At 46.0% G+C, this 24,340-nt stretch carries 24 protein-coding genes; 7 read left to right on the plus strand and 17 right to left on the minus strand.

The window, feature by feature from the left end; genetic code table 11:
- Positions 1–198 precede the first annotated feature (198 nt).
- From BM358_RS03935 to ilvB, 4 genes are all read right to left on the minus strand, one after another.
- A complete protein-coding gene (locus BM358_RS03935) occupies positions 199–1,740 on the minus strand; it encodes a 2-isopropylmalate synthase (protein WP_025724101.1) in 1,542 nt (513 codons plus the stop codon).
- A 124-nt stretch (positions 1,741–1,864) separates the two neighbouring features.
- Positions 1,865–2,857: a ketol-acid reductoisomerase gene (gene ilvC / locus BM358_RS03940; RefSeq protein ID WP_013309387.1), complete on the minus strand. Its 993-nt coding sequence runs from the start codon at positions 2,855–2,857 to the stop codon at positions 1,865–1,867.
- Between the two features lie 162 nt (positions 2,858–3,019).
- Positions 3,020–3,505, minus strand: coding sequence for an acetolactate synthase small subunit (gene ilvN, locus BM358_RS03945; protein ID WP_023987760.1), 486 nt, complete (start codon positions 3,503–3,505; stop codon positions 3,020–3,022).
- Between the two features lies 1 nt (position 3,506).
- A complete protein-coding gene (ilvB, locus tag BM358_RS03950) occupies positions 3,507–5,252 on the minus strand; it encodes a biosynthetic-type acetolactate synthase large subunit (protein WP_023987759.1) in 1,746 nt (581 codons plus the stop codon).
- A gap of 613 nt (positions 5,253–5,865) precedes the next feature.
- On the opposite strand from ilvB, the gene BM358_RS03955 reads away from it, so the two are divergent.
- Complete coding sequence (locus tag BM358_RS03955; RefSeq protein WP_023987758.1) at positions 5,866–6,306, plus strand: GNAT family N-acetyltransferase; 441 nt, start codon at positions 5,866–5,868, stop codon at positions 6,304–6,306.
- A gap of 34 nt (positions 6,307–6,340) precedes the next feature.
- Here the strand turns inward: BM358_RS03955 and BM358_RS03960 are convergent, their stop codons facing one another.
- From BM358_RS03960 to BM358_RS04000, 9 genes are all read right to left on the minus strand, one after another.
- Entirely contained in the window at positions 6,341–6,688 is a 348-nt protein-coding gene (locus BM358_RS03960) for a hypothetical protein (RefSeq protein WP_023987757.1), read from the minus strand.
- 382 nt (positions 6,689–7,070) lie between these two features.
- Positions 7,071–8,030, minus strand: coding sequence for an ABC transporter permease (locus BM358_RS03965; protein ID WP_010349245.1), 960 nt, complete (start codon positions 8,028–8,030; stop codon positions 7,071–7,073).
- Between the two features lies 1 nt (position 8,031).
- On the minus strand, positions 8,032–9,111 hold the full coding sequence (locus tag BM358_RS03970; RefSeq protein ID WP_013309382.1) for an ABC transporter permease: 1,080 nt from the start codon (positions 9,109–9,111) through the stop codon (positions 8,032–8,034).
- The gene (locus BM358_RS03975; RefSeq protein ID WP_023987756.1) at positions 9,104–10,642 is read right to left on the minus strand and encodes an ABC transporter ATP-binding protein; all 1,539 of its coding nucleotides are present in this window, start codon (positions 10,640–10,642) and stop codon (positions 9,104–9,106) included. The genes BM358_RS03970 and BM358_RS03975 overlap by 8 nt, the downstream gene beginning before the upstream one ends.
- Positions 10,643–10,782: 140 nt before the next feature.
- Positions 10,783–11,820, minus strand: a complete 1,038-nt coding sequence (locus BM358_RS03980) for a BMP family lipoprotein (RefSeq protein WP_023987755.1) — start codon at positions 11,818–11,820, stop codon at positions 10,783–10,785.
- Between the two features lie 376 nt (positions 11,821–12,196).
- Positions 12,197–12,556 (minus strand): 50S ribosomal protein L20, encoded by a 360-nt coding sequence (gene rplT / locus BM358_RS03985; protein ID WP_007429517.1) that lies wholly within the window; start codon positions 12,554–12,556, stop codon positions 12,197–12,199.
- A gap of 52 nt (positions 12,557–12,608) precedes the next feature.
- The gene (rpmI, locus tag BM358_RS03990) at positions 12,609–12,809 is read right to left on the minus strand and encodes a 50S ribosomal protein L35 (protein WP_013309379.1); all 201 of its coding nucleotides are present in this window, start codon (positions 12,807–12,809) and stop codon (positions 12,609–12,611) included.
- Between the two features lie 20 nt (positions 12,810–12,829).
- Positions 12,830–13,327 carry a translation initiation factor IF-3 gene (gene infC, locus BM358_RS03995; RefSeq protein ID WP_013309378.1) on the minus strand — a complete coding sequence of 166 codons (498 nt, stop codon included), beginning with the start codon at positions 13,325–13,327 and terminating at the stop codon, positions 12,830–12,832.
- Between the two features lie 309 nt (positions 13,328–13,636).
- Entirely contained in the window at positions 13,637–14,875 is a 1,239-nt protein-coding gene (locus BM358_RS04000; RefSeq protein ID WP_023987754.1) for a glycosyltransferase family 2 protein, read from the minus strand.
- Positions 14,876–15,485: 610 nt separating this feature from the next.
- On the opposite strand from BM358_RS04000, the gene BM358_RS04005 reads away from it, so the two are divergent.
- Positions 15,486–16,013, plus strand: a complete 528-nt coding sequence (locus BM358_RS04005) for a phosphatase PAP2 family protein (RefSeq protein ID WP_013309376.1) — start codon at positions 15,486–15,488, stop codon at positions 16,011–16,013.
- Positions 16,014–16,058: 45 nt separating this feature from the next.
- Positions 16,059–17,198: a UDP-N-acetylglucosamine--LPS N-acetylglucosamine transferase gene (locus BM358_RS04010; RefSeq protein WP_028542968.1), complete on the plus strand. Its 1,140-nt coding sequence runs from the start codon at positions 16,059–16,061 to the stop codon at positions 17,196–17,198.
- A gap of 40 nt (positions 17,199–17,238) precedes the next feature.
- Here BM358_RS04010 and trmB read toward each other — a convergent pair whose 3' ends face one another.
- The gene (gene trmB, locus BM358_RS04015) at positions 17,239–17,952 is read right to left on the minus strand and encodes a tRNA (guanosine(46)-N7)-methyltransferase TrmB (protein WP_028542969.1); all 714 of its coding nucleotides are present in this window, start codon (positions 17,950–17,952) and stop codon (positions 17,239–17,241) included.
- A 105-nt stretch (positions 17,953–18,057) separates the two neighbouring features.
- Positions 18,058–18,255 carry a hypothetical protein gene (locus BM358_RS04020; protein WP_013309373.1) on the minus strand — a complete coding sequence of 66 codons (198 nt, stop codon included), beginning with the start codon at positions 18,253–18,255 and terminating at the stop codon, positions 18,058–18,060.
- Positions 18,256–18,561: 306 nt separating this feature from the next.
- Between BM358_RS04020 and BM358_RS04025 the strand changes: the two genes are divergently transcribed.
- The 4 genes from BM358_RS04025 (at position 18,562) to BM358_RS04040 (ending at position 22,274) form a co-directional block, all read left to right on the plus strand.
- Positions 18,562–19,515 carry a tRNA modification radical SAM protein MnmL/YtqA gene (locus tag BM358_RS04025; protein ID WP_028542970.1) on the plus strand — a complete coding sequence of 318 codons (954 nt, stop codon included), beginning with the start codon at positions 18,562–18,564 and terminating at the stop codon, positions 19,513–19,515.
- Positions 19,516–20,097 (plus strand): tRNA 5-(aminomethyl)-2-thiouridylate-methyltransferase MnmM, encoded by a 582-nt coding sequence (locus BM358_RS04030; RefSeq protein WP_028542971.1) that lies wholly within the window; start codon positions 19,516–19,518, stop codon positions 20,095–20,097.
- Between the two features lie 169 nt (positions 20,098–20,266).
- Complete coding sequence (locus BM358_RS04035; protein WP_023987749.1) at positions 20,267–21,241, plus strand: type I phosphomannose isomerase catalytic subunit; 975 nt, start codon at positions 20,267–20,269, stop codon at positions 21,239–21,241.
- 25 nt (positions 21,242–21,266) lie between these two features.
- Positions 21,267–22,274, plus strand: coding sequence for an alpha/beta fold hydrolase (locus tag BM358_RS04040; protein ID WP_023987748.1), 1,008 nt, complete (start codon positions 21,267–21,269; stop codon positions 22,272–22,274).
- 96 nt (positions 22,275–22,370) lie between these two features.
- Here the strand turns inward: BM358_RS04040 and BM358_RS04045 are convergent, their stop codons facing one another.
- On the minus strand, positions 22,371–22,901 hold the full coding sequence (locus tag BM358_RS04045; RefSeq protein WP_023987747.1) for a YfiT family bacillithiol transferase: 531 nt from the start codon (positions 22,899–22,901) through the stop codon (positions 22,371–22,373).
- Positions 22,902–23,037: 136 nt separating this feature from the next.
- The gene (gene odhB, locus BM358_RS04050; RefSeq protein ID WP_028542972.1) at positions 23,038–24,336 is read right to left on the minus strand and encodes a 2-oxoglutarate dehydrogenase complex dihydrolipoyllysine-residue succinyltransferase; all 1,299 of its coding nucleotides are present in this window, start codon (positions 24,334–24,336) and stop codon (positions 23,038–23,040) included.
- Positions 24,337–24,340: the final 4 nt, after the last annotated feature.

Here is a 24,340-nt window from a genome sequence, read left to right on the forward strand (position 1 = left end):
CACTCCTCTTGTTATACAGCTATACAACTGTATTTTTCATACCTTCTTTGTAACATACATGGCAGGGCTTTGACCAAGATATAGAATCTATCAATTCAATAGGCACAGCCTATAAGCTTGTTTTTTCATCAGAGAAAAAGAAAACAGGACCGGAAACACCCGATCCTGTATATATCCAACTCTTAAGTCTACATAAAATTAAGATTTATAATCTACGCGATTACTGTAGTTTTTACGCTTGTCGATCAAACCATTCAGCGCATCCACGTAAGCCCGAGCACTTGCTTCCAGAATATCGGTGCTTACCCCGCGTCCCTGTACAGACAGTCCGTTTTGCGTCAGTACTACATGGACTTCACCCAGAGCGTCCTTACCATGGGTAACAGACTTGATGGAGTAATCTGAAAGTACAACGCTCTCGCTGCTGGCTTGGTCAATCGCATTATAGATCGCATCGACTGAACCATTTCCTTCAGCTTCTGTCTCGATAACCTGACCTTCATCGTTAACCAGACGCACTTGTGCGGAAGGCGTAGCCTTGTTCCCATAGGTAACAAAGATGGTTTCCAGCTTGAAAACTTCAGGTGCATCGGCCAATTTTTCTTCCAGCAATGCCAAAATATCATCGTCCGAAACTTCCTTCTTCTTATCAGCCAAATCCTTGAACTGCCCAAAAGCGCGATTCAGATCTTCTTCGTTCAATTCGTAGCCCAACTCGATCAAACGCTCACGGAAAGCATGACGACCTGAGTGCTTACCTAGTACCAGTTTGCTTTCTTTCAGACCGATACTTTCTGGTGTCATGATTTCATAGGTCGTTTTCTCTTTCAGCATACCGTCTTGATGAATACCTGATTCGTGCGCAAAAGCATTGGCTCCAACAATCGCCTTGTTGCCCGGCACTACCATCCCCGTCAAACGGCTAACCAAACGGCTCGTGCGCGCAATTTCAGACAATTGCAGAGACGTTTTGGCCTGAAAAAATTCCTGTCTCGTCTCCAGTGCCATGGCGATTTCCTCAATGGCGGTGTTTCCAGCGCGTTCACCGATACCGTTAATGGTTCCCTCAATCTGATCCGCACCGTTCAGGATGGCAGCAAGTGTATTAGCGGTAGCCATTCCCAGGTCATTGTGGCAATGTGCACTCAATTGAATCTTCTCCACATCGACCACATTTTCCTTAATGTGTTTGAATATATTTCCATACTCGTAGGGTGTCAAGTAACCTACCGTATCTGGAATATTGACGACAGAAGCCCCTTCTTGTACAGCCATAGTGACCATTTCAACCACAAAATCAAGCTCTGTACGACCTGCATCCTCCAAAGAAAACTCCACTTTAGGCAAATATTTCAACCCATAGCGTATGGCAGCACGAGCGGTTTCCAATACCTGTGCCTTCTCCATCCGCAGCTTATGCTGACGGTGAATAGGTGAAGTTGCCAAAAAGATATGGATACACGGGTCCTGAGCTCCCTTGAGTGCCTCGCGAACCGCATCAATATCCTGTTCCCTTGCACGTGAAAGGCCAATAACCGTCGAATTTTTTACAGCTTTTGCTACTGCATTAACAGCCGCCAGATCACCCGGAGAAGCAGCCGGGAACCCAGCCTCCATACGATCGATTCCCAGCTTCTCCAACTGATGAGCGATCTCCACTTTCTCACGAGTATTCAAGTTCACGCCAGGTGACTGTTCTCCGTCTCTCAACGTTGTGTCAAATATATATATTTTGCGCAACCTAACGCACCTCCTCAGGATTAGGACCCTTAAATTACAATGCGGCTCACGCAATAAGCAGGGCCGCATTGTAATTAATATTTATAAATAATTCATGTTGTCGAGTTCATAGTACAAAAGATTATTACTTTTTGATCCAATGCATCATTTCACGCAATTGTCCGCCCACCACTTCAATCGGATGGTTAGCTTCATTACGACGAGTAGCCGTCAGGAATGCACGTCCAGATTGATTTTCAAGGATGAAGTCACGAGCAAATTTACCTTGTTGAATGTCAGTCAATACATCCTTCATGGCTTTCTTCGTATCTTCCGTTACCACGCGTGGTCCAGTTACATAATCGCCATATTCCGCTGTATTACTGATGGAATCACGCATCGTTGCCAATCCACCTTCATACATCAGGTCAACGATCAGCTTAAGCTCATGCAAGCATTCAAAGTATGCCATCTCAGGAGCATAACCTGCTTCAGTCAATGTTTCAAAGCCCGCTTTTACAAGTGCGCTCACGCCGCCACACAATACCGCCTGCTCACCGAACAGATCCGTCTCCGTTTCTTCACGGAAGGAGGTTTCAATTACGCCCGCACGTGTACAGCCAATGCCTTTTGCGTAAGCAAGACCGATTTCTTTGGCTTGACCCGTTGCGTCCTGCTCAATTGCGATCAACCCCGGTACCCCAAACCCTTCTACATAGGTACGACGTACCATATGTCCTGGGGATTTTGGAGCAACCAGCAATACATCGCTATCTTTAGGAGCTACGATTTGTCCAAAATGAACGTTGAAACCATGGGAGAACAAAAGAGCTGCGCCTTTTTTCAGGTTAGGTTCAATTTCATTTTTGTACACAGAAGCTTGAGTTTCATCAGGTAACAAAATTTGAACCACATCTGCACGGCTTGTTGCATCAGCTACGTTCAGAACTTCGAAACCGTCGTTTCTTGCGACATCAGCTGATTTGCCTTCACGCAAACCAATAACAACATTCACACCACTGTCACGCAAGTTTTGTGCCTGAGCATGTCCTTGGCTACCGTAACCGATAACGGCCACTGTCTTTCCTTTCAATACGCTGAGTTCTGCATCTTTTTCGTAGTACGTTGTAACTGCCATGGTTAATTTCCTCCTTTTAATTGGACCCTTCATAATGAGCGGGTACTCCAAGAGACTTCCCTCGTGATTAGTATCTAAAAATCTCTTCGAGCCCCCGCTCTTATGCGGGCGGTTCTTTATTGATGTAATGCGCTATAAGCGGTAATTCGTTAAAGCTCCATATTAAGCATTGCCACGTATCATAGCTGTAACCCCGGTTCGAGTCAACTCCCGAATACCGTAAGGCTTCAACAACTCGATCATGGCATCAATTTTTTCTGTATCGCCAATGACCTGTACGATCAAGCTCGTCGTTCCAACATCAATTACAGCTGCTCTGAATGTTTCTACCACGCCCATGATCTCTGGCCGCTGAGGCGGTTCTGCCTTTACCTTTATCATCGCCAATTCCCGAGCTACCATCGGCTTGGAACTGAGATCAATGACCTTGATCACATCAACCAGCTTGTAAAGCTGCTTTTCAATCTGCTCCAGGTTGTTCTCATCCCCTACAGTCACAATGACCATACGGGATAATCCAACTTCTTCCGATTGTCCCACAGTTATGCTCTCAATGTTAAAGCCTCGGCGACCGAACAGGCCGGACACACGTTGCAAAACGCCGGGTTGATCATTTACCAGTACAGCAATGGTATTTTTTGTTGTCATTTTACTCGTCCCCCATCAGCATTTGATCAATTGTCGAACCTTGCGTCACCATCGGATATACGTTCTCTTCCTTGCTGACTACAAACTCGACAACGACCGGTCCGGGTGTATCAAGCGCCTCCTGCCAAGCCCGACGTGCCTCTTCCTTATTCGTAGCACGCAGCCCTTTGACACCGTATGCTTCGGCAAGTTTCACAAAATCCGGACTTCCAGCCAGGTCAATGTGACTGTACCGATTGTCATAGATCAATTCCTGCCATTGGCGAACCATTCCAAGCACCTGGTTGTTGATAATAACGATTTTAACCGGAATGTTATTGATTGCACAGATGGCTAATTCCTGCGAACACATCTGCATACCGCCGTCCCCGTTAATCGATATTACTAATCTGTCGGGATTGGCCATCTGAGCACCGATTGCAGAAGGGAAACCAAATCCCATCGTACCGAGTCCACCAGAGGTGACCCATGAGCGTGGCTGATTGAATTTGTAATACTGCGCTGCCCACATTTGATGCTGTCCCACGTCCGTCGTTACGATTGCGCCGCCCTTGGTCGTTTCATCCAACAACTCAACAACCCATTGTGGTTTAAGCACCGTTTCAGAATCCTTATAAGAATAAGGTTTCTCATTCTTCCAATGCTGAATTTGTGCTCTCCATGCATCAGCTCGATCCGCGCGTTTCACATCCTGATTCAGCAATTCCAGCACTGCCTTCACGTCACCCACGATAGGAATATCTGCTGCAACATTTTTTCCAATTTCAGCAGGATCGATATCAATGTGGACGATTTTAGCTTGAGGAGCAAACCCATCCAACTTGCCTGTTACCCGATCATCGAAGCGGGCTCCGATACAGATCAACAGATCTGACTGTTGAATCGCCTGATTGGAGGTGTATGTTCCATGCATCCCCGGCATCCCCGTCCACAGTTCATGTCCACTTGGGAAACCACCCAATCCGAGCAATGTTGTCGTAATAGGAATTTCCGTTTTACGAACAAACTCGTAAAGTGCTTCATGTCCACCGGAGTATACAACTCCTCCACCTGCCAGAATGAATGGACGTTCTGCTTCGGAAATAGCTTGAGTTAGCTTGTCTAGTTGAATTTTGTTGGGCAGCACTTTCGGGTTATAACCCCGCATGGTCACTGGTCCCGTTTGTGGAACGAACAACGTCTGGGCTGCGGAAATATCCTTCGGAATATCAATCAGCACCGGTCCCTTCCGCCCTGTGTTGGCAATATGAAATGCCTCATGGATGATTCGCGGCAGATCCTCTACATCTCTTACCAGATAGCTGTGCTTCGTAATCGGCATTGTAATTCCCGTGATATCGGCTTCCTGGAAAGCATCCGTACCGATCAGGGAAGATATAACGTTACCCGTGATGACCACCAACGGCACCGAATCCATAAAAGCCGTCGCAATACCAGTTACCAGGTTTGTCGCTCCAGGTCCGGAAGTCGCGATACATACGCCCACTTTACCGCTCGCCCGTGCATAACCATCTGCCGCATGAATAGCTCCTTGCTCGTGACGAGTGAGGACATGCTTGAAATCCTTAAAGCCATACATGGCATCATAGATATAAAGCACTGCACCACCTGGATATCCGAAGACACAATCTACTCCCTCCAGCAACAGGCTACGGAGTAAAATTTCCGAACCTGTAATCACTTCAGGCTTCATCCACTTTTCACGTAATTCATTGGTTGACCTAACTTCAGGAATTTGTGCACTCATTGGTCATCCTCCTTTACAAAATTTACATACATCTGACATTTGTAAAAACAAAAAAACCTTTCATCCCTAGAACAGACTTGCTGTTACTGAGGGACGAAAGGCTGTAGCTTCCGTGGTACCACCCGTGTTTGCCCGATATTTCGCAATATCGAACCTTGGCAGGTACAGAAATCGCAAAGGATCTCCATATCTGGCGTCTGTAACGTAGACCGTACGATTTTCCCTAATAGGTGATTCAGCGCACCGTTAATATCATCGGGCCCAAATACTTTTCAGGAAAACAGCTCCAAGGTGAGCTCGTTAAAAAGGGATTTTGGTGAAGCTTGCAGCTAATGCCTCACTCTCTGAACAAAAGAGCCCTAATCACTTCGTCCTCTTCATTGCCGTTGAGTTCATGTCATTCTTTCAAATGTTTAGACACATTATATGTCTCTCATCTGGGATAGTCAATACCCATATTTCATAAAAATTTATGTTTCTTTTCTGAAGCACCTCAGAGTCGCACGCTTGTAAGAGGTACCCGCATATTATAAAAAAGACCACACGGTGAGACAGTGCACTCCTCCAAAGCCACGTCTTATCTTGTTAAAAGGGTAGAAAAGGAGGCCCGTTTATGATTCGAAAACGCAGCTCTCAAGATGACACCATCATCTTTCGTCTAATCGAGCAAGAGCTTGTCCCCCTATCGCATTTAAGTGCCCAAGAAATGAAACAAATACGCAAAGAATTACCCCGGCGCTTAAACCGGGGCATCACTTTTGTAGCTTGCAGACCGGATAATGCACAGGTTGTTGGCTTCATTCATGTTATGCTGCATGGCGAACTATTATACATTGATTTGATCGCAATCTCTTCGGCTCATCAAGGTATGCGATACGGAAAAAAACTGCTGGAGCATGCCGAACACTACGGACGACTACGTCGCTGCAAGCGGGCTAAAGTTATGGTGGACGAAGACAATATCAGGGGGATCCATTTTTATCTGCGTCATCAATATCAAATACTGCGATACGTAGCTCTGAGCCGATGCCATGAACTCGAAAAGTCACTGTAAAAAGTATCTTTTTCGGGCTCAAGATTTTGTATGACTAAAATAAATTAGGGTAATACGGATATCCTACTCCGGGGTATCCCCCGTCTGTATACGGGCCTGGCTGCGGACCATATCCTGGTCCTCCATAACCTGGACCGTAGCCTCCATATCCCCCACCATAGGCACCAATGTATGGAGCTGTGCCGATGGCAAGCAAGTCAAACAGCACCAGAGGAATAATCGCCTTCGTGTTTACCTTTTTCTTGCGGTTTGGTTGAAGAACCAGTCGGTTACCCGAAATGCGAATCAGCTTGCCGCTGACCTGGGAACCATCCTTACGAGTAGCAAAGATGACTTTGCCGACAAGCTTCTCCACCTGCTTTCTGGTTACTGCCTGTTTCATCGTATTTCCTCCTTCTTTCTCAACGGATGGACAGATTGAACGGCTCCTTGATAGCTCATCACCACCACAAAATAGACCGGAGCTGACAGGGGCCGAGCGTCCCGTCCAATCTGCATAGCACAGTCTATTCCATTCATGCCAGTAGCGTATGTTTAAATGCCTGCACAATATAAAAAAATCTGGTACCTGCACATGCAGATACCAGATTTTTTATACACCAGGATTTTGCGAAATTCGATTCCAGTCGCTCCGAAGCAAGATATAGACAAACTAAACCATTTCGATCTATATCTTGTTCACTGGAAGTCGCTTATGGGATTTTTGCAAAATCCTCACACCAATGTACATTTTTCAAAACATGCACATTAGCTGTCTATAAGTTTTAACGCTTGCTTGGATCATAAAGTTGACCTAAAGCGGCCGGAGCGCGTGAACGTCCGACAGCCGCTACCAGTACAATAATCGTCAGGAGATACGGCAACATAAAAATAATTTCCTGGGGAATACTTTGCGACCATGCGAACAGCTGCACATAGTTGCGAATGGCTTGTGAAAAACCAAAAAACACTGCTGCGCCAAAAGCGCCGAGCGGATTCCATTTACCGAAAATCATAGCGGCAATAGCAATATATCCCTGCCCCGAAACTGTATTGTGCGAGAACATGTTGGTTGTAGTCAGAGTGATTGTAGCTCCACCAATCCCAGCCAACGCCCCACTGATCATAACACCAATATAACGAAGACGATTTACTTTAATACCCACTGTATCAGCCGCTCCTGGATGCTCCCCAACGGAACGCAAACGCAAGCCAAACGGTGTTTTATACAAAGTAAAATAGCCAATAATAACTAATAGAATGGCTAGATATGTCGTTGGGTAAGCTTGGAAAAAGGCTTTTCCTGCAATCGGGATATCCACAAGGTAAGGGATGGATATTTCGTTGAAACCCTGAATCCGACCGGTGTCACCATCTCCCTCAAATAAAAGCTTAACCATGTACAGTGTACTACCTGCTGCCAGAAAGTTAATAACTATACCGCTTATAACCTGATCGGCTTTAAACGTAATAGAGGCTACAGCATGAATTAGCGAAACCAAAATACCGAACACGGCAGCTGACAGCACACCTACCCAAGCCGCAGAGGTGCCTCCTAGTCCAGCTTGCTCGGCATAAAATCCGCCAACACCCGCTGCAAACGCTCCAAATACCATAAGTCCTTCCAACCCGAGGTTCGTTACACCGGATTTTTCTGAAAAAACTCCGCCGAGAGACGCAAAAATAATCGCCGTCGCAAAAACGAGCGTTGTATGGATTAATTCACCAAGTGTTAACCAACTCATTTTACAACACCTTCTCTTTCTTACGCTTGGAGTAGAGCGGCTTCACAACCCAACGTACAATACCTTGGGCCGCAATGAAGAAAATAATCGAGCCAATGACAACCCGGATAATCTCGGGCGGTACATCTGCGCTAAAGCTCATCCCCGCAGAACCATACGTAAGCGTTCCGAACAAAACAGAACCGAGCAGCACACCGAATGGGTTATTCATCCCAATCAGAGCTACAGCGATACCATCAAAACCCGTTCCCGGTGATCCTGCCATGACAGATTGATAATGGAATACTCCCAGCACTTCAAAGGCGCCTGCCAATCCGGCAAAAACCCCACTAATAAACATCGCTTTTATGATATTACGATTTACATTCATACCTGCATAGCGGGATGCATCCTGATTAAATCCGACAGCCCGAAGCTCATAGCCCTGCTTTGTTTTCCACATGAAAATGTAGAAAAAGACTGCTGCCAGCACAGCAATAACTGTGCCCCAATGTACCCGAGCATTCCCCATCATCTGGGACAGCCATTCGATGGAAATTGAAGCAGAAGGCTGAATATCCACAGAACGATTTTCACCATCCATAAGTGCGAACTGATTGATCACCAAATTAGCCAAATACAGACCAATCCAGTTCATCATAATACATGTAATAACTTCATTCACACCTCTTTTGGCCTTCAAATAGCCAGCAATCGCAGCCCACAGACCTCCAAAAACGGCCCCTGCAATTACAGCTAGCGGTGCATGAATGATAGCTGGCAACCCATGGAGTTTAATGCCCACAATCGAAGCAGCTGTCATACCTACCAGAAACTGACCTTCGCCGCCGATATTAAACAAACCGGCGCGGGCCGCAAAAGCAAATGCCAACCCCGTTAAAATCAGCGGAGTCATCTCACGGATAGCCTCTCCAAAGTTGTAGGAATCTCCGTATACACGGCTAAACAAAGCAGAATAGGCCACAATAGGGTCATACCCGCCAATCAGCATCACAATAGCACCCAGAAGGAGACCCAAAATAATAGAGACCAGCGCCAGTACAAAGGAGTCTTTTGTGAATATTTTCAATAGATTAGCCATTCTCTACTCCTTTCTTCACTGCACTTCCTGCCATCATCAGTCCCAGTTCCTGGTCATTCGTTTCTTCTGGCAGCACTTCCCCGACAATCTTGCCCTCATAGATGACAGCAATTCGGTCGGATACATTCATAATCTCGTCCAGTTCAAAAGATATGAGCAATACAGCTTTACCTTGGTCCCGTTGGGCAATCAGTTGTTTCTGGACAAATTCAATAGCTCCGACATCCAGACCGCGTGTAGGCTGTGCTGCAATGAGAAGGTCTGGATTTTTATCAATTTCACGCGCAATGATAGCCTTCTGCTGGTTCCCACCAGATAATGCTCTTGCCTTCGTGTGAATATCCGGTGTTCTTACATCAAACTTTTCGATAAGACTTTTGGCCTGTTTCTCTATAGCATCTTTGTTCAAGAAGCCATTTTTACTGTAAGGCGCCTGGTAATACGTCTCCAGCACCATATTTTCACTCATAGAAAAATCGAGCACCAACCCATGCTTATGACGGTCCTCCGGTATATGTGAAACGCCTGCCTCTGAAATTTTGCGTGGTGGCTGATTGGCCACCTCTTGTCCGAGCAAACGAATGCTCCCACCATCCACCTTGCGTAAGCCTGTCAAAGCTTCGATCAGCTCACTCTGTCCATTACCATCTACTCCGGCAATCCCCAAAATCTCGCCCGCCTTAACCTGCAGGTTCAACTCATTTAGAACATTAATGCCATCCTTGTTTTTAGAAATTACATTGTTCATTTCCAGTACCGTCTGTCCTGGTTGCGCAAGCTGCTTGTCCACTTTAAAGGACACACGACGGCCCACCATTTTTTCAGCCAGCTCATTGGGTGTTGTTTCAGACGTCTTGACCGTATCAATAACCTGACCTCTGCGAATGATCGTAACCGTATCTGCAATTTGCATAATTTCTTTAAGTTTATGAGTAATAAGAATAATTGATTTGCCTTCAGCGACCAAGCGTTTCATAATGTCCAGCAACTCAGTGATCTCCTGCGGTGTCAGTACAGCTGTAGGCTCATCGAAAATCAGAATATCTGCACCACGATAGAGCGTTTTAATAATTTCTACACGTTGCTGCATACCAACAGATATATCCTCAATTTTGGCATTCGGATTTACCTGAAGGCCGTACTGCTCAGACAACCGCTGTACTTCTGCGGCAGCCTTTTTATAATTGATTTTCAGACCCTTACGTGGCTCCGAGCCCAGGACAATATTTTCGGTCACGGTAAACGGCTGTACGAGTTTAAAATGCTGATGCACCATGCCAATCCCCAGATCAATCGCCTTATTTGGACTATCAATCTGTACGGGTTTACCTCCGATTTCAATTGTCCCTTCATCCGGCTGATACAGTCCGAAAAGAATATTCATAAGCGTAGATTTACCCGCGCCATTCTCACCCAAAAGGGCATGAATTTCTCCCTTATGCAGCTTGATGCTGATGGAGTCGTTGGCAACGATGCCGGGGAATCGTTTTGTAATTTGCTTTAACTCAACGACGGGGGTCGCTGCATCCATGAGATCACCCTTATACACTTTATAGTATGTGCTCCAATGAGCTGATTTTGCCCGTTATAATCCATATAACTCCAGACGTAAGAACAAGGCTAGTCTTATGAACCAGCCTTGTCGCCACCTATATGTTCTTCAAGCAAAACTTATTTCGAAGGAACTGTAATTTCGCCCTTAATAATTTTTTGCTTGTATTGTTCTACAAGATCAAGCACGTCTTTAGGTACGTTTTTCGTTGATGTGTCTGCCAAACCAATACCATTATCCTTCAGAGCCAGTGTCTCGACACCGCCCTTAAATTTACCGTCAATCACTTCTTTAGATACGCGTTTTACAGCTTCATCTACACGTTTTACCATCGAAGTCAATGTTACGTCGTCACCAAACTCAAGCGATTGGTCTTTATCTACGCCAATAACCCATACTTGCTGCCCTTGTTGCTTACGTGCGAGTGCTTCGTTAAATACACCTGTACCAGATCCGCCAGCTGCATGGAAAATAATATCCGCACCGCTGTTATAGATCGTCGCAGCTGCTGCTTTACCCAGGTCCGGCTTATCAAATGCACCTGTGTAGTTAACTTCCAATTTTGCATTTGGATTTACAGCTTTAATTCCTGCTTCGAATCCTTTTTCAAAACGTTTGATCAACGGGCTGTCTTGTCCACCCACAAAACCAATTTTGTTTGTTTTGGTAAGTTTACCAGCTACAACCCCCACCAAGAAGGAACCTTCATTTTCAGCAAAAACAACCGATTTCACGTTAGGCGCATCCACGACACTGTCAATGATCGCCAAGTTTTTGCTTGGGTTGTCTTTCGCTACTTGTCCAATCGCATTCGCCAGATTAAAACCGATTCCCCAAGTCAAGTTAAAATCACCCTTAACAAATTGGTTCAGGTTAGGAATATAATCTTGATCGGATTTACTTTGCAGGTATTTAACTTTAGCGCCTGATTCTTTCTCAGTGGCTTGTAGTGCCTCCCAAGCAGATTGGTTAAACGATTTGTCGTTTACTCCACCCACATCTGTAACCATGCCAATTTGGACATTCGATGTTTTGGCAGAACCACCTGTGTCTCCACCATTTGCGTTGGACGCACCTTGATTTTTGTTACCGCAGCCTGCGAGAATGACCGAGATCGCCAGCAGCATAACCAAAGACATACTGAACATTTTCTTCATGCTGATACTGTTCCCCCTTAGTGTTAGATCCCTGGACTGTCTCTTTTCTTTGAACATGTACATGCTCATGCATGCCATTTACTGACGAGACAGATCGTACAGAAGACTTACTTTAGAGATTATACAATTATGATCGGCTAAAATCTAGACAATTAATAACCTTGGGTCAATTTTTTTTAAAATCCCATCAATGTAAGCGCTGCAAAGTTAAAAAAAACATACATTCTTCCATCTCACGTCATATTTATTCGTATTTTGGAGAAAACGAAGTCTTTACCGTAACATTGAGTATGTACAAAAAAAGGCATCCCTACACAGCGTACTGCTTGGGATACCTTTTACCACTTTCGCGGTTTCCACGCTTAATTATTAATAATTAAGCGTTGATTTTGCCTTTAGCAACAGTTGCCAAAGAGTTGAATGCATTAATATCATTGACTGCAAGATCAGCCAAGATTTTGCGGTTAATGTCCACACCAGCCAATTTCAGGCCGTGCATCAATTTGCTGTAAGACAAACCGTTCAAACGAGCTGCTGCGTTGATACGCACGATCCACAGTCTGCGGAAGTTACGTTTCGTCTGACGACGGTCACGGTATGCGTAAACAAGCGATTTCATTACCTGCTCGTTAGCTGTTTTAAAAATGCGGTGTTTGGAACCAAAATAACCTTTAGCAAGCTTCAATACTTTTTTATGACGACGACGAACGACGAATCCGCCCTTTACTCTTGCCATATCAATAGACCTCCCAAATAATGTTTATACTTCATTCATTGCAGTACTAGTGCTATTTCAGGTTAGCGAGACCTTGTTTCAGACGTTTAACGTCCCCAGGTGCCATCTCAGGGTTAGTACCCAGAACGCGTTTTGCACGTTTGGATTTGTGGGAAAGCAAATGGTTTTTGTAAGCTTTGTAACGCATTACTTTACCAGTACCGGTAATTTTGAAGCGGCCTTTAAGGCTGCTATGTGTTTTCATTTTAGGCATTGAACTTCCTCCTTAATTTGTCATTGACTCTTTGGAGCCAATATCATAATCATGCTGCGTCCTTCGAGCTTGGGTTGGCGCTCCACGGTACAAAGATCAGCAACTTCCAATTTCACACGTTCGAGAATTTTTTGACCCACATTAGCATGAGTAATTTCACGACCGCGGAAACGAACGGAGCATTTCACCTTGTCCCCTTCATTCAGGAACTTCACCACATTGCGAAACTTGGTTTGGTAGTCATGTTCCTCGATGTTGGAACGGAACCATACCTCTTTGATGTCAACGATCTTCTGGTTTTTACGGGCTTCCTTTTCTTTCTTCTGTTGCTCATAGCGGAATTTTCCGTAATCCATAATCCGACACACGGGCGGCTTCGCTTGAGGCGCCACGTTCACGAGATCCAAGTTTGCGTCAATCGCCATTTGCAAAGCTTCACGCGTCGGTGTAATCCCGATTTGTTCCCCATTCGCACCAACTAGACGTACTTCTCTCACCCGAATCTCATCATTGATCATATGTTCCTTACTAATAACCCTCCACCTCCAGAACCTGTTATTGTTGTATTGTGTTTAAGCACAAAAAAGGGATGACGACTACACAGCCGACATCCCTGTCTGATACTCAATTCATCATGAAAGTTCAATTCACAAATCATTGGATCATGACCAGCCGGCAATACCGGGCAGGTGAGAAGTCGGACCTTCTACTTGTTAATCCATCTTTTCAATTAACATACTCGAATATCTTATCACGGTGCAATCGTGGTGTCAACCCTTTAATGAAAAATGAATGACACCGATCTTCAGTCCTATTTCACCGTCCAATTAACCTTGCTTACTTTGAACCTCTTCCAAGCGAACGACACGCGTATGCTGGGTATGGCTCCATTGCTTATTGTTCTGTGTAAAGAACGCATAGACCGTAATCGGATACCACGAAATCGCATAGATCGGGAACAGCAATAAGTACAGATATACTTTTTTGAATGTGACCTTTTCCAAAATCATTGCGATCACAAAAGTAGCAACATTCAGACCAATAGCTATAACACCAGTCCAAGCTGGTAACTGTACATAGATGTTCTCGATATTAGGTCCACCAAAGAAGGCGATATCTATCCACATCGCTACTGTCATCAAGAAGGTGAGCAGTACGATATACACGTTCAGACCATAAAGAGCCATATCGAATTTAATCAGGCTTCTATGCTTGATACTTTGCCACAGCAACGGGAAGAAATAACGACGAGCAACAGTGAAGTGACCTTGCATCCAGCGCAGACGCTGTCTTGACGAGGCCTTGAATGTCAACGGCTTTTCATCATATACCTTGGCATCGTAATTAAATCTTGGATATACGTTGCACTGTGTGCAGCGCATGGTGAATTCCAAATCCTCTACCAGACTTGTCGCACCCCAGCCCATTTCCTTAAGCAGATTTGTTTCAAAGCACATGCCTGTACCACCGAGGAAATTAGCCATGTTCAGATTGTGACGTGACAGCTGCCACAAACGGTTGATGTACCAATAAGATACCCCGTATGCCGCTGTAATCCAAGAATCCTCAGGATTCTTAGTATCAATGTACCCCTGAATAACACGGGCACCTGTACACAGATCATTGTTCATTTCACTCAAGAAATTGGTATGCGCCAAATTGTCAGCATCAAACATGACAATAGCATCATATTGGCGCGGCATAGCCCATAATTCCTTGAGCATCCACTCAATAGCGTAGCCTTTACCACGCAGATTCGGATTCGTACGTTCACAAGCATTCATGCCGTGAGCGCGAACGATGTCCGCAGTCTTATCTGTACAGTTATCACAGATTACGAACACATCGTAAAGTTCCTTCGGATAATCAAGTTGCTTCAAATTTTCCATCAATGCTCCGACAACCTGTTCTTCATTGTGGGCAGCGACTAAAATGGCAAATGATTTTTCTGGAGCCGCGTGCTCTTTCCTTTTCTTGCGAACCAATCCGAACAAGGAGAATGCAAACTGATAGACTGCGATCACCGCCAGTATGATCTGGAGCGTCACGAAAATAGCGTCTAACATGATCTCTTGTTACCCCCTTTTTATACCCCTTAAAATCTTGCGTTTGTTTGTTTTCTATCTGTGTAGCGCAAGTTGCGGCGCTTCGCGCGCCTTTTCTGTAGTTTTTGACCCGACCCTTGCTTTCTTCATTGGCTGTGCGCAGCCCCCTTTTGGCTGACACAGGAATGCCATTACGATTTTCGTTGGTTTTCAATCTTTTGTCAAAGCCCTTAAACTGGTCTCAGCAGCAAAAAAACACAACAAACTCCCGTTTGAACCGGGAATGCGGCGCTGGGCTTCTCATTCATGACGCTTAGGTCTTATTTTCATCCATTTGCTAACTTTTTATTTCTTTGGTCCCTCCTTTTTGTGGGCCAATTAGCAACCACTTCTAAACACTCTATCTTATTAGACGGATGAACGCAAAGAAAGTTATACAATTCGGCTTATATTCCATTAACATTTTTGTGTAGAATTGAACCAAGTAATTTATGAATCTTTAGTGATTCTTGAAATGAACAGCGTTTAAAAATATGATGAGAGCAAGAGAATAATTACTTATGGTCTGATTATGTCAAAATGACTCAAAATATTTGCCGACTGACCTGAACCGGCAACCGGAGGAAACCAAATGCAACGTCTAGTCGTAAAACTTGTAAATCTGGAGCAGCAGTTGTTCAAATGGATCAACGGACGCTTACACAACCGTTTTTTGAACTTCTGGCTTTATTATCTCACACATTTAGGTGGGGCTACCTTTACTATAGCCTCCACACTCCTTATTTGGTGGCTCGCTCCGAATCCGTGGAAAGATTCCGGTATGAAGGGAGCCATCGCTCTCGGGGTCAGTCACATCCCCGTAGCTATCGTTAAAAGGCTGTATCCGCGGATTCGCCCGTATTTGGCGCTACCAGGTACAAATACATTCCGCAACCCCTTGTCGGACCATTCTTTTCCCTCAGGGCACACGACCGCTATTTTTTCAGCTACCGTGCCTTTTATGCTACAGTCACCGATGCTAACACTGCTGCTGTTGCCTGTAGCGACAATTGTAGGTTTTTCTCGGATTTATCTGGGTCTCCACTACCCAACGGATGTACTCGCAGGAGCGGTCATCGGAACGTCTGCAGCAATAGGAACGGTTGCATTCTGGCCTTAAAGCCGATATGGTATGATTGAGAACATCCCAGCAGGAACAGGTGAAATGAGAGTGGCTAAAAAACGAGTGTTATTATTATCGGAAGGTTTCGGTGCCGGACATACTCAAGCTGCCTACGCGCTCTCAAGCAGTTTGCGGAAGCTTTCTCCGAATGTGCAGACAAGAGTGCTGGAGCTGGGGAGTTTTTTGAATCCAAGAATGGCCCCGCTTATTATTACAGCATACAAGAAGACTGTTGTATCGCAGCCTCGCCTAGTCGGATTGGTTTACCGTCATCAGTACAAAAAATCATTAAACCGTCTTACAACGCTCGCTTTGCACCGTCTGTTCTACACGCAGACCCGAAACATTCTCCGGCAGCTTCGTCCCGATTTGGTGGTATGTACTCACCCCATCCCAAGCGCGGTAATTTCACGTTTGAAGCGCTTAGGTTTACATGTTCCGCTTTGTACTGTCATTACAGACTACGATGCACATGGAACATGGATTAGTCCCGAGGTTGACCGGTACTTTGTATCTACGCCTGAAGTCATGCGTAAGCTGCGCGCGCGCGGAGTACCCGTCTCGAAAATCCAGGTGACCGGCATTCCCGTTCATCCAAATTTTTGGGAACATCCTGGGCACGATGAAATTAGAGAACAATTTGGACTTAAACCCATCCCGACCGTACTCGTTATGGGTGGCGGCTGGGGCCTTATGAATGACGAAGTCATACATCGTTCGCTTACTCAGTGGAGAGAAAACATTCAATTTATTTTTTGTTTGGGGCATAATGATAAAATTCGTCGTAAAATGCAATTGGATCCTAGGTTTAATCATCCAAATATTCATATCTTCGGATTTACACGGGAAATCGACAAATTAATGGAGGTATCGAATCTGCTCATCACCAAACCCGGCGGAATGACATGCACCGAGGGATTGGCCAAAGGGATTCCGATGCTGTTTCACAAACCTCTCCCTGGACAGGAGGAGGAAAATTGTCAATACTTTACGGCTCAAGGCTTCGGAGAACCGATTACTTCGCTGGATGTTGTCGTTAAATGGATGAACCGACTGCTACACGATTTTCCAGAAATCGTCCGCAAGCGACAGGAGCACGTCCATAATGTAGCGCGATATTATCCTCTTCAGAGCGCACAGAGTATTCTGGATATACTGGAACCGAACAGGGTGCTTTCCTAAAAGGAAGCACCCTGTCTTATTTTATCCGTTTGATCTGTTTTTATTTCCCATACTTTTCGAGACGTGTTTTTCCGTACTCTTCCAAAGCATCTTTGCCGATCAGCACCTCGACTCGATGAATATTCATACCTTTGCCCATGAACTTTTGTTCATATTCCGTCATGACATGCTCCTCGTTGATCCCCTCACGATGAAGGTTTAACGAAATATTCGTCATCTGCAAACCGCTATCTGCAAATGAATTCAGAGAAAACTCAAACAGTGTCTCCGAATCGGTCTTAAAATGAATTTGTCCTTTGCTGTTCAAAAGCTGACGGTACTTGTCCAAAAAACGAGGATGCGTTAAACGACGACGTGCATGCTTGGCTTTAGGCCAGGGATCACTAAAATTCAGATAAATGCGTTCAATCTCTCCTGGTTCAAAAACATTCTCGATCTGTTCAATGTTTGCCAGTGCCAATTTAATATTAGGCGGCGTATCAACCTCTGAATTACTCCAGGCCAGACGAGACTTTTCTGTTGCACGGCGAACCAGCTCATCATACATATCAAAGCCAATATAGTTAACCTCCGGATTCCGGAAGCTCATTTGGCTTATAAATTGCCCTTTACCCATACCGAATTCCACATGAATGGGACGATCATTATCAAAAACCTGCTGCCATTTCCCCTTATACTGTGCCGGCTCCAAGATGACTAGATCCTGCTGTTCTTCCAGACTTTCCCGTATTCCTTTTCTTCCGCGTAAACGCATGTTACTCCTCCATATACTCTGTTATCAAGGAAAAAGGAATTTCACCCCCCGCTTGAAGATACGGAAATGAAATTCCTTTTTCAATATATTTGGATTGGGGTCCAACTAATTTAATTGTTCATAGTCTACCCCATCAGCAGGTGAAAAATCAATTGTCTTTTGGCAAGCCGCTCTGATTTTTTGACGTGCGGTCGTTCCAATCTGACGATCCTGCCCAAAACGGACACCAGTCAATGCCAACGCCTCATCAAAGGTTAACTCAACAGTAACTTTATCCATACGCGTCTTATCCTGCGCATTCATAAAAGATCACCTCACGGGTTATTTGTGATGGAACCGACGTGCACTTACCCTAAAACAGGCGATAGAAACAGCATAGCTGCCTCCCTGAAGAATAATCATTAGCAACGGATAACTTTTATCTTCAGGATCGAAAACAGTCCTTTTATTGTATGTCTGGTACCGCTTACAATATAACATATTGTGTAACCTTTTTCAATCCGCAACGCCATAAAATCCGCACATTTTATTGACTTGTTCGGTCAAATGATTCCCAATGAAGACTGATTTTTGTTACAATAGGGTGATCGTAAAAAAAGGAGTACACCCATGAAAACAGATTTATTGCCTGCTCCTCTCCTGTGGGGAGATAAACGGTTCCATACTTGGAATTACGAAATGCGTGAGCAATTTCAAAATAAAGTGTTCAAAGTCATGCTGGATGCGGGTTTTACCTGTCCGAATCGCGATGGTTCCATCGCTAAAGGGGGTTGCACCTTTTGTAGCGCACGTGGATCGGGTGATTTTGCTGGGCGTCGTCGTGATGATCTGGTCACCCAGTTCAATACGATTCGGGATCGGCAGCATCTAAAATGGCCAAACGCCAAATATATTGGCTATTTCCAAGCCTACACTAATACGTATGCCCCGGTTGAGGAACTGCGAGAATACTTTGAGGTTATTCTGGAGCAGCCCGGCGTTGTCGGTCTGTCCATCGCTACACGTCCTGATTGCCTGCCTGACGATGTAGTGGATTACCTTGCCGAGCTAAACGAACGCACGTACCTGTGGGTCGAAATGGGGCTGCAAACTGTCCATGAATCGACCTCAGAGCTGATTAACCGTGCTCATGATACTCAATGCTATCTGGATGCGGTGGAAAAGCTGCGCAAGCGGAATATCCGCGTGTGCGCCCACATTATTTATGGTCTGCCCCAAGAGACGCATGAAATGATGCTCGATACGGGACGTGCAGTAGCGGCTATGGATGTGCAGGGCATCAAAATCCACCTGCTGCATCTCATGCGCAAAACGCCCATGGTCAAGCAGTATGAAGCGGGATTGCTACGCTTTCTGGAAAAGGACGAATACGTTAAGCTGATAGTTGATACGCTGGAGATTTTACCTCCCGAAATGATCGTTCATCGGTTAACCGGAGATGCCCCACGCGATTTGCTAGTGGGACCCATGTGGTCGCTTAAAAAATGGGAAGTGCTTAATGCCATCGATCATGAACTGAAGTCACGTGAAACGTGGCAGGGAAAATACTGGAGGCAACCTTAAATGGGGTTCCTATCCGTCCTGAGCTACGCTCATCAATTGGTGGCCGCGCGGGTGCAGCCAGGTGATACTGCTATAGATGCCACCGTCGGCACAGGAGCAGATACGTTGTTTCTGGCAAAAGTTGCTGGCAAACGGGGCTATGTCTATGGCTTCGACATCCAGCAAGAAGCACTGCATTGCGCCCGTCGTCGACTGGAAGAAAACGCTTCGCCTTCATTAGCAGAAGTATCGCTACTGCTACAAGGTCATGAGCAAATGCAGGAGGCCGTTCCGGACATGCTGCATGGCAAAGTCGCTGCGGTCATGTTTAACCTCGGCTACTTGCCTTCCGAAGGCGCCGATCCTACTGTCATCACCCATACAGACAGCACGCTCGTCGCACTTGATGCTGCCTTACAATTGCTGCGACCACGCGGCATTCTGACTGCCGTACTCTATCCAGGGCATGCTGGAGGCAGCGAAGAAGCAGAAGCCGTCCTTCAATGGGCTTCAGCTCTCCCGGTCTCCAGCAGTCAAAGCATTATTTATCGTCAATTACAACGAGCCGCTTCGCCTTACGTAGTGGCGGTTGAGAAGAAATAATGTCGGATTTTAAACTCAGGTTATGAGCGGCTTTTTTAGCCGCCTTACATATATCATTTTTCAAGCTCGTTTGGGCTCTATTCATCCCAGTTTATTGCCCCAGCGGCACGTTATTGATTTCCCTATTCTGTTAGGTCGCACTCATTACTCATTATGGAGGAGAGAAATTATGCTAAAGCCATACCCGCTGCAATTTCAACCTGAGTTCAAAGAGAGAGTTTGGGGAGGACGGGCCTTAGAGCAATTTGGTCTAACCCCACCAGAAGGACATATCGGTGAAGGATGGATGATTGCCGATCATCCAAACGGAACAACAACGGTCATCAATGGTGAGCTGGCAGGCAAAGGACTGGATGAAATCCGCGAGACCTACGGGCAGGATTGGCTCGGGGCCAAGGGTGTATCGGAAAAAGGCGGACGATTTCCACTTTTGATTAAACTACTGGATTGTAATGATGACTTATCCGTTCAGGTGCATCCGACAGATGATTACGCAGGACTTCCAGCCGGAGAATTAGGGAAAACTGAAATGTGGTACGTGCTTGATGCCAAGCCAGATGCCAAGATTATTTATGGTCTGACCGAAGGTGTAACTCGCGAGAGTCTGCGCACAGCTCTTGAAAGTGGGGACATCCTCGGCAGTTTGCGCCAGGTTCCAGTCGAAGCAGGCGATACGTTCTTCATTCCCGCCGGAACCGTACATGCACTGTGTGCAGGCGTTGTCGTTGCTGAAATCCAGCAAAATTCGGATACTACCTATCGCTTATATGACTACAATCGCCCCGGACTAGACGGCAAGCCTCGTGAGTTGCATATCGAGGATTCCCTCAATGTAACCTCCTACGAGGGTGCAGGTGCAACAACGATGAAAACGGACGGCTTACAGCCTGGAAAATGGCTCCAGCTGGCTGCCTGTGAGTATTTTGTTGTGGAAAAGGGTATCGTAGATGGAAGTTGGGCACTTTCTACAACGGAAGACAGCTTCACCATTCTCGTGATTTGTGAAGGCAGTGGGACCATAACATGGAACAATAATACCGAGTCTCTTTCCTGTAAAGCTGGAGATTGCTTCCTGTTGCCTGCTAACCTGAGCGGTTACACGCTGAATGACGGAATGACCGTACTTAGATCTTATCTTCCTTAAAGCTTAAAGGATGTGATGTCTAATTATGCGGGAATACACCTTCACCATCGCTGAAAATGACGGAACAGAGCTTTTTGCCTACCGCTGGCTGCCTGATCAGAATTTGCCCATTAAGGGGATTGTTCAAATTTCGCATGGTATGTGCGAGACATCCTATCGCTACATTCGACTGGCCGAAAAGCTTACTGGTTGCGGTTATGGTGTGTATGCCAACGATCATATCGGTCACGGGCGCACGGCTGGTGATCCTGATAAGCTGGGTATGCCGGGAGCTAATGCGTTTAATCGAATGGCAAACGGCATGCTGGAGCTAGGCGAAATTGCGGCTAAGGAATTCCCTGATCAGTCTCGTTTTTTGCTGGGTCACAGCATGGGGTCCTTTTTAACCCAGAAAATTATGTATGATGATAGGCAAACGTATCACGGGTTTATTTTATCGGGAACCAACGGACGACGTGGTCTCCTAAAGCTCGGAGAGCAAGTTGCTCTACTGCAAGCCAAGCTGCAAGGAATGGATCATCGCAGCATGCTGCTCAACGCTATGGTCTTTGGCGGCTTTAACCGCGCCTTTCGTCCAGTGCGTACGGCGTTTGACTGGCTGTCCCGTGATCCTGAGGAAGTAGATCAGTTCGTACATGACCCATTATGTGGAGCTATTTGCACGACAGGCTTTTTTCTGGATTTTTTCAGGCTATTGCAAGAAATCCACTGGCCTTCCTCGCTGAAACACATCAATCCCAAACTGCCAGTTTATATTTTTGCCGGGGATCGTGATCCAGTGGGTTTGTTCGGTAAAGGTGTGTTGTCACTAGTGGAAATGTATCGAAGCCTAGAGCTTCAGGACATGGAGTATCGCCTCTATCCTGACGGTCGCCATGAGATGCTGCATGAAACAAACCGCGACGAGGTGATGAGTGACATCGTAGACTGGCTCGACCGTCATGTTAACACAGGGGTGACCTCTGTTTCCGCATTGTCTGGAGCCTTCGAGGCACCTGAACAATCAAACTCGCCCAAGTCATCAGCCTTGTGAGGAAATAAGAAAAGAAACCTTTAAAACCACGATCAAAGTGGGATTGAAGGTTTCTTTTTAATTCCTTTATATTTCATTTGGGTATAGTTTTAAAAATCACCATGCATTTCGTTCTCTCAAGGAAGTAATATGAGCTGTATGATGTTTGCCATGCCAGGCATAGATGCCGATGTTTCGTTCCAGGCGGATCGTCTGGCCCGATTCAGGATGAATAAACGATCGATGTAGCTGATCTTCTCCCAACGATCGCAACACGGTCACCCACCGTTCATGCAGTCCTTCTAGCAATTGCAACGAAGGTTCCAGTGGAAGCTCCCTGGCGTCTGGTATTTCGGCCCAACGCCCCTCATCATATGGCTTGATCGTGGGTGTATCCTCCGTCAGTGCCAGCTTAAAACGGATATAGCTGTTCATATGGCTGTCTGCCACATGATGAACTACCTGCCGAATCGTCCAGCCCCCTTCGCGATAAGGCGTATTTAGCTGCTGCTCATTCAGTCCTTCGACCGCCTGACGTAGTTGTGCAGGCAATTCAGCAATATCGTGAATCCATGCGATAAGCTGTTCTTCTGTAATGGTATCTGGAACAACGAATGATCCTATCGGATAGCGCAAGTCTTTGCCCAAAACAGTTCCCGCCCTTCTCTACATCTACTGCCTGTCATATCAGTTGCCTTATGTTATAACTATGCAGGAAAAAAAGCAGACTCGCAAGAGTCTGCTTTTGTCATACACGTAAAGAGAAGATCCACTTACCTTTATTTTATCCTTCCAGTAACAATGATTCCGGATCTTCCAGCAATTCTTTAACCGTTACCAGGAAACGAACCGCCTCACTACCATCAATAATCCGGTGATCGTAGGACAACGCGATATACATCATCGGACGATTTTCCATTCGTTCCTCGTCGATGGCAATCGGGCGAAGTTGGATTTTATGCATTCCCAAAATACCCACTTGCGGCGTATTGAGAATCGGCGTAGACAGCAGGGAACCAAAAATACCTCCATTGGTTATAGTAAAAGTTCCCCCTTGCAAGTCGGCCAGAGAAAGTGAATTGGAGCGAGCTTTGCCAGCCAAATCTGCAATGCTCTTCTCGATCTCAGCAAAGCCGAGACGATCAGCATCCCTTACAACTGGCACGACTAAACCTTCCTTGGCAGATACAGCAATCCCGATATCATAGTATTTTTTCAGTACGATATCATCGCCATTAATTTCTGCATTCACGGTAGGGAAGCGCTTGAGTGCACCAACCACTGCCTTTGTAAAGAAGGACATAAAGCCCAAACCTACATCATGTTTTTCCTTAAACTTATCTTTACGGCGTTTACGCACATCGAGAATGGCAGTCATATCCACTTCATTAAAAGTGGTGAGCATGGCAGCTGTTTGCTGTGCTTCAACAAGACGCTTAGCGATCGTCGCTCTGCGTCGAGACATCCGCTGGCGTTCCACAGGCTTGCTGTACTCCGTTTGTGCTGGAGACGGAGGCGCAGGCTTGCTAGTAGCGGGAGACGCAGGTACAGATGCTGCACGTGACACTTCAGCGCTGTTATGCGTTTTTACATCCTCCTGGAAAACACGTCCGAGCGGGTCCTTTCCCTGTACCTGTTCAAGATCAATCCCGCGCTCACGCGCCAACTTCCGGGCGGATGGTGATGCGGTCTGGCCATTCCCGTCGCCATTCGATGAAATAGGCGGTGCAGACTTTTCTTCTGCTTTAACGCCGCCTCCTACGGAAGACGGTGAAGTCGCTACGGACGGTGCTTCAGGCGCTTGAGTCGCTGCAACTTCTCCAGCACCGGTTGATTCCGCATCACCACTGCCGCTTCCGATCAAGCCAACAGCTTCACCGATGACCACAGTATCTCCCTCCTGACGAAGGATTTTCTGGACCACACCTGCTTCTTCCGCACTAATTTCCAGATTGACCTTATCGGTTTCCAGCTCCAGTAGAACATCTCCCTGTCCTACGGAATCCCCTTCCTTCACAAGCCATTTGGAGATTGTTCCTTCCGTGATGGATTCTCCCATTGCTGGCACTATAATATCGCTCACAGCC

It is taken from the genome of Paenibacillus sp. cl130 (assembly GCF_900116035.1).
GTDB classification, from domain to species: Bacteria; Bacillota; Bacilli; order Paenibacillales; family Paenibacillaceae; genus Paenibacillus; species Paenibacillus polymyxa_B.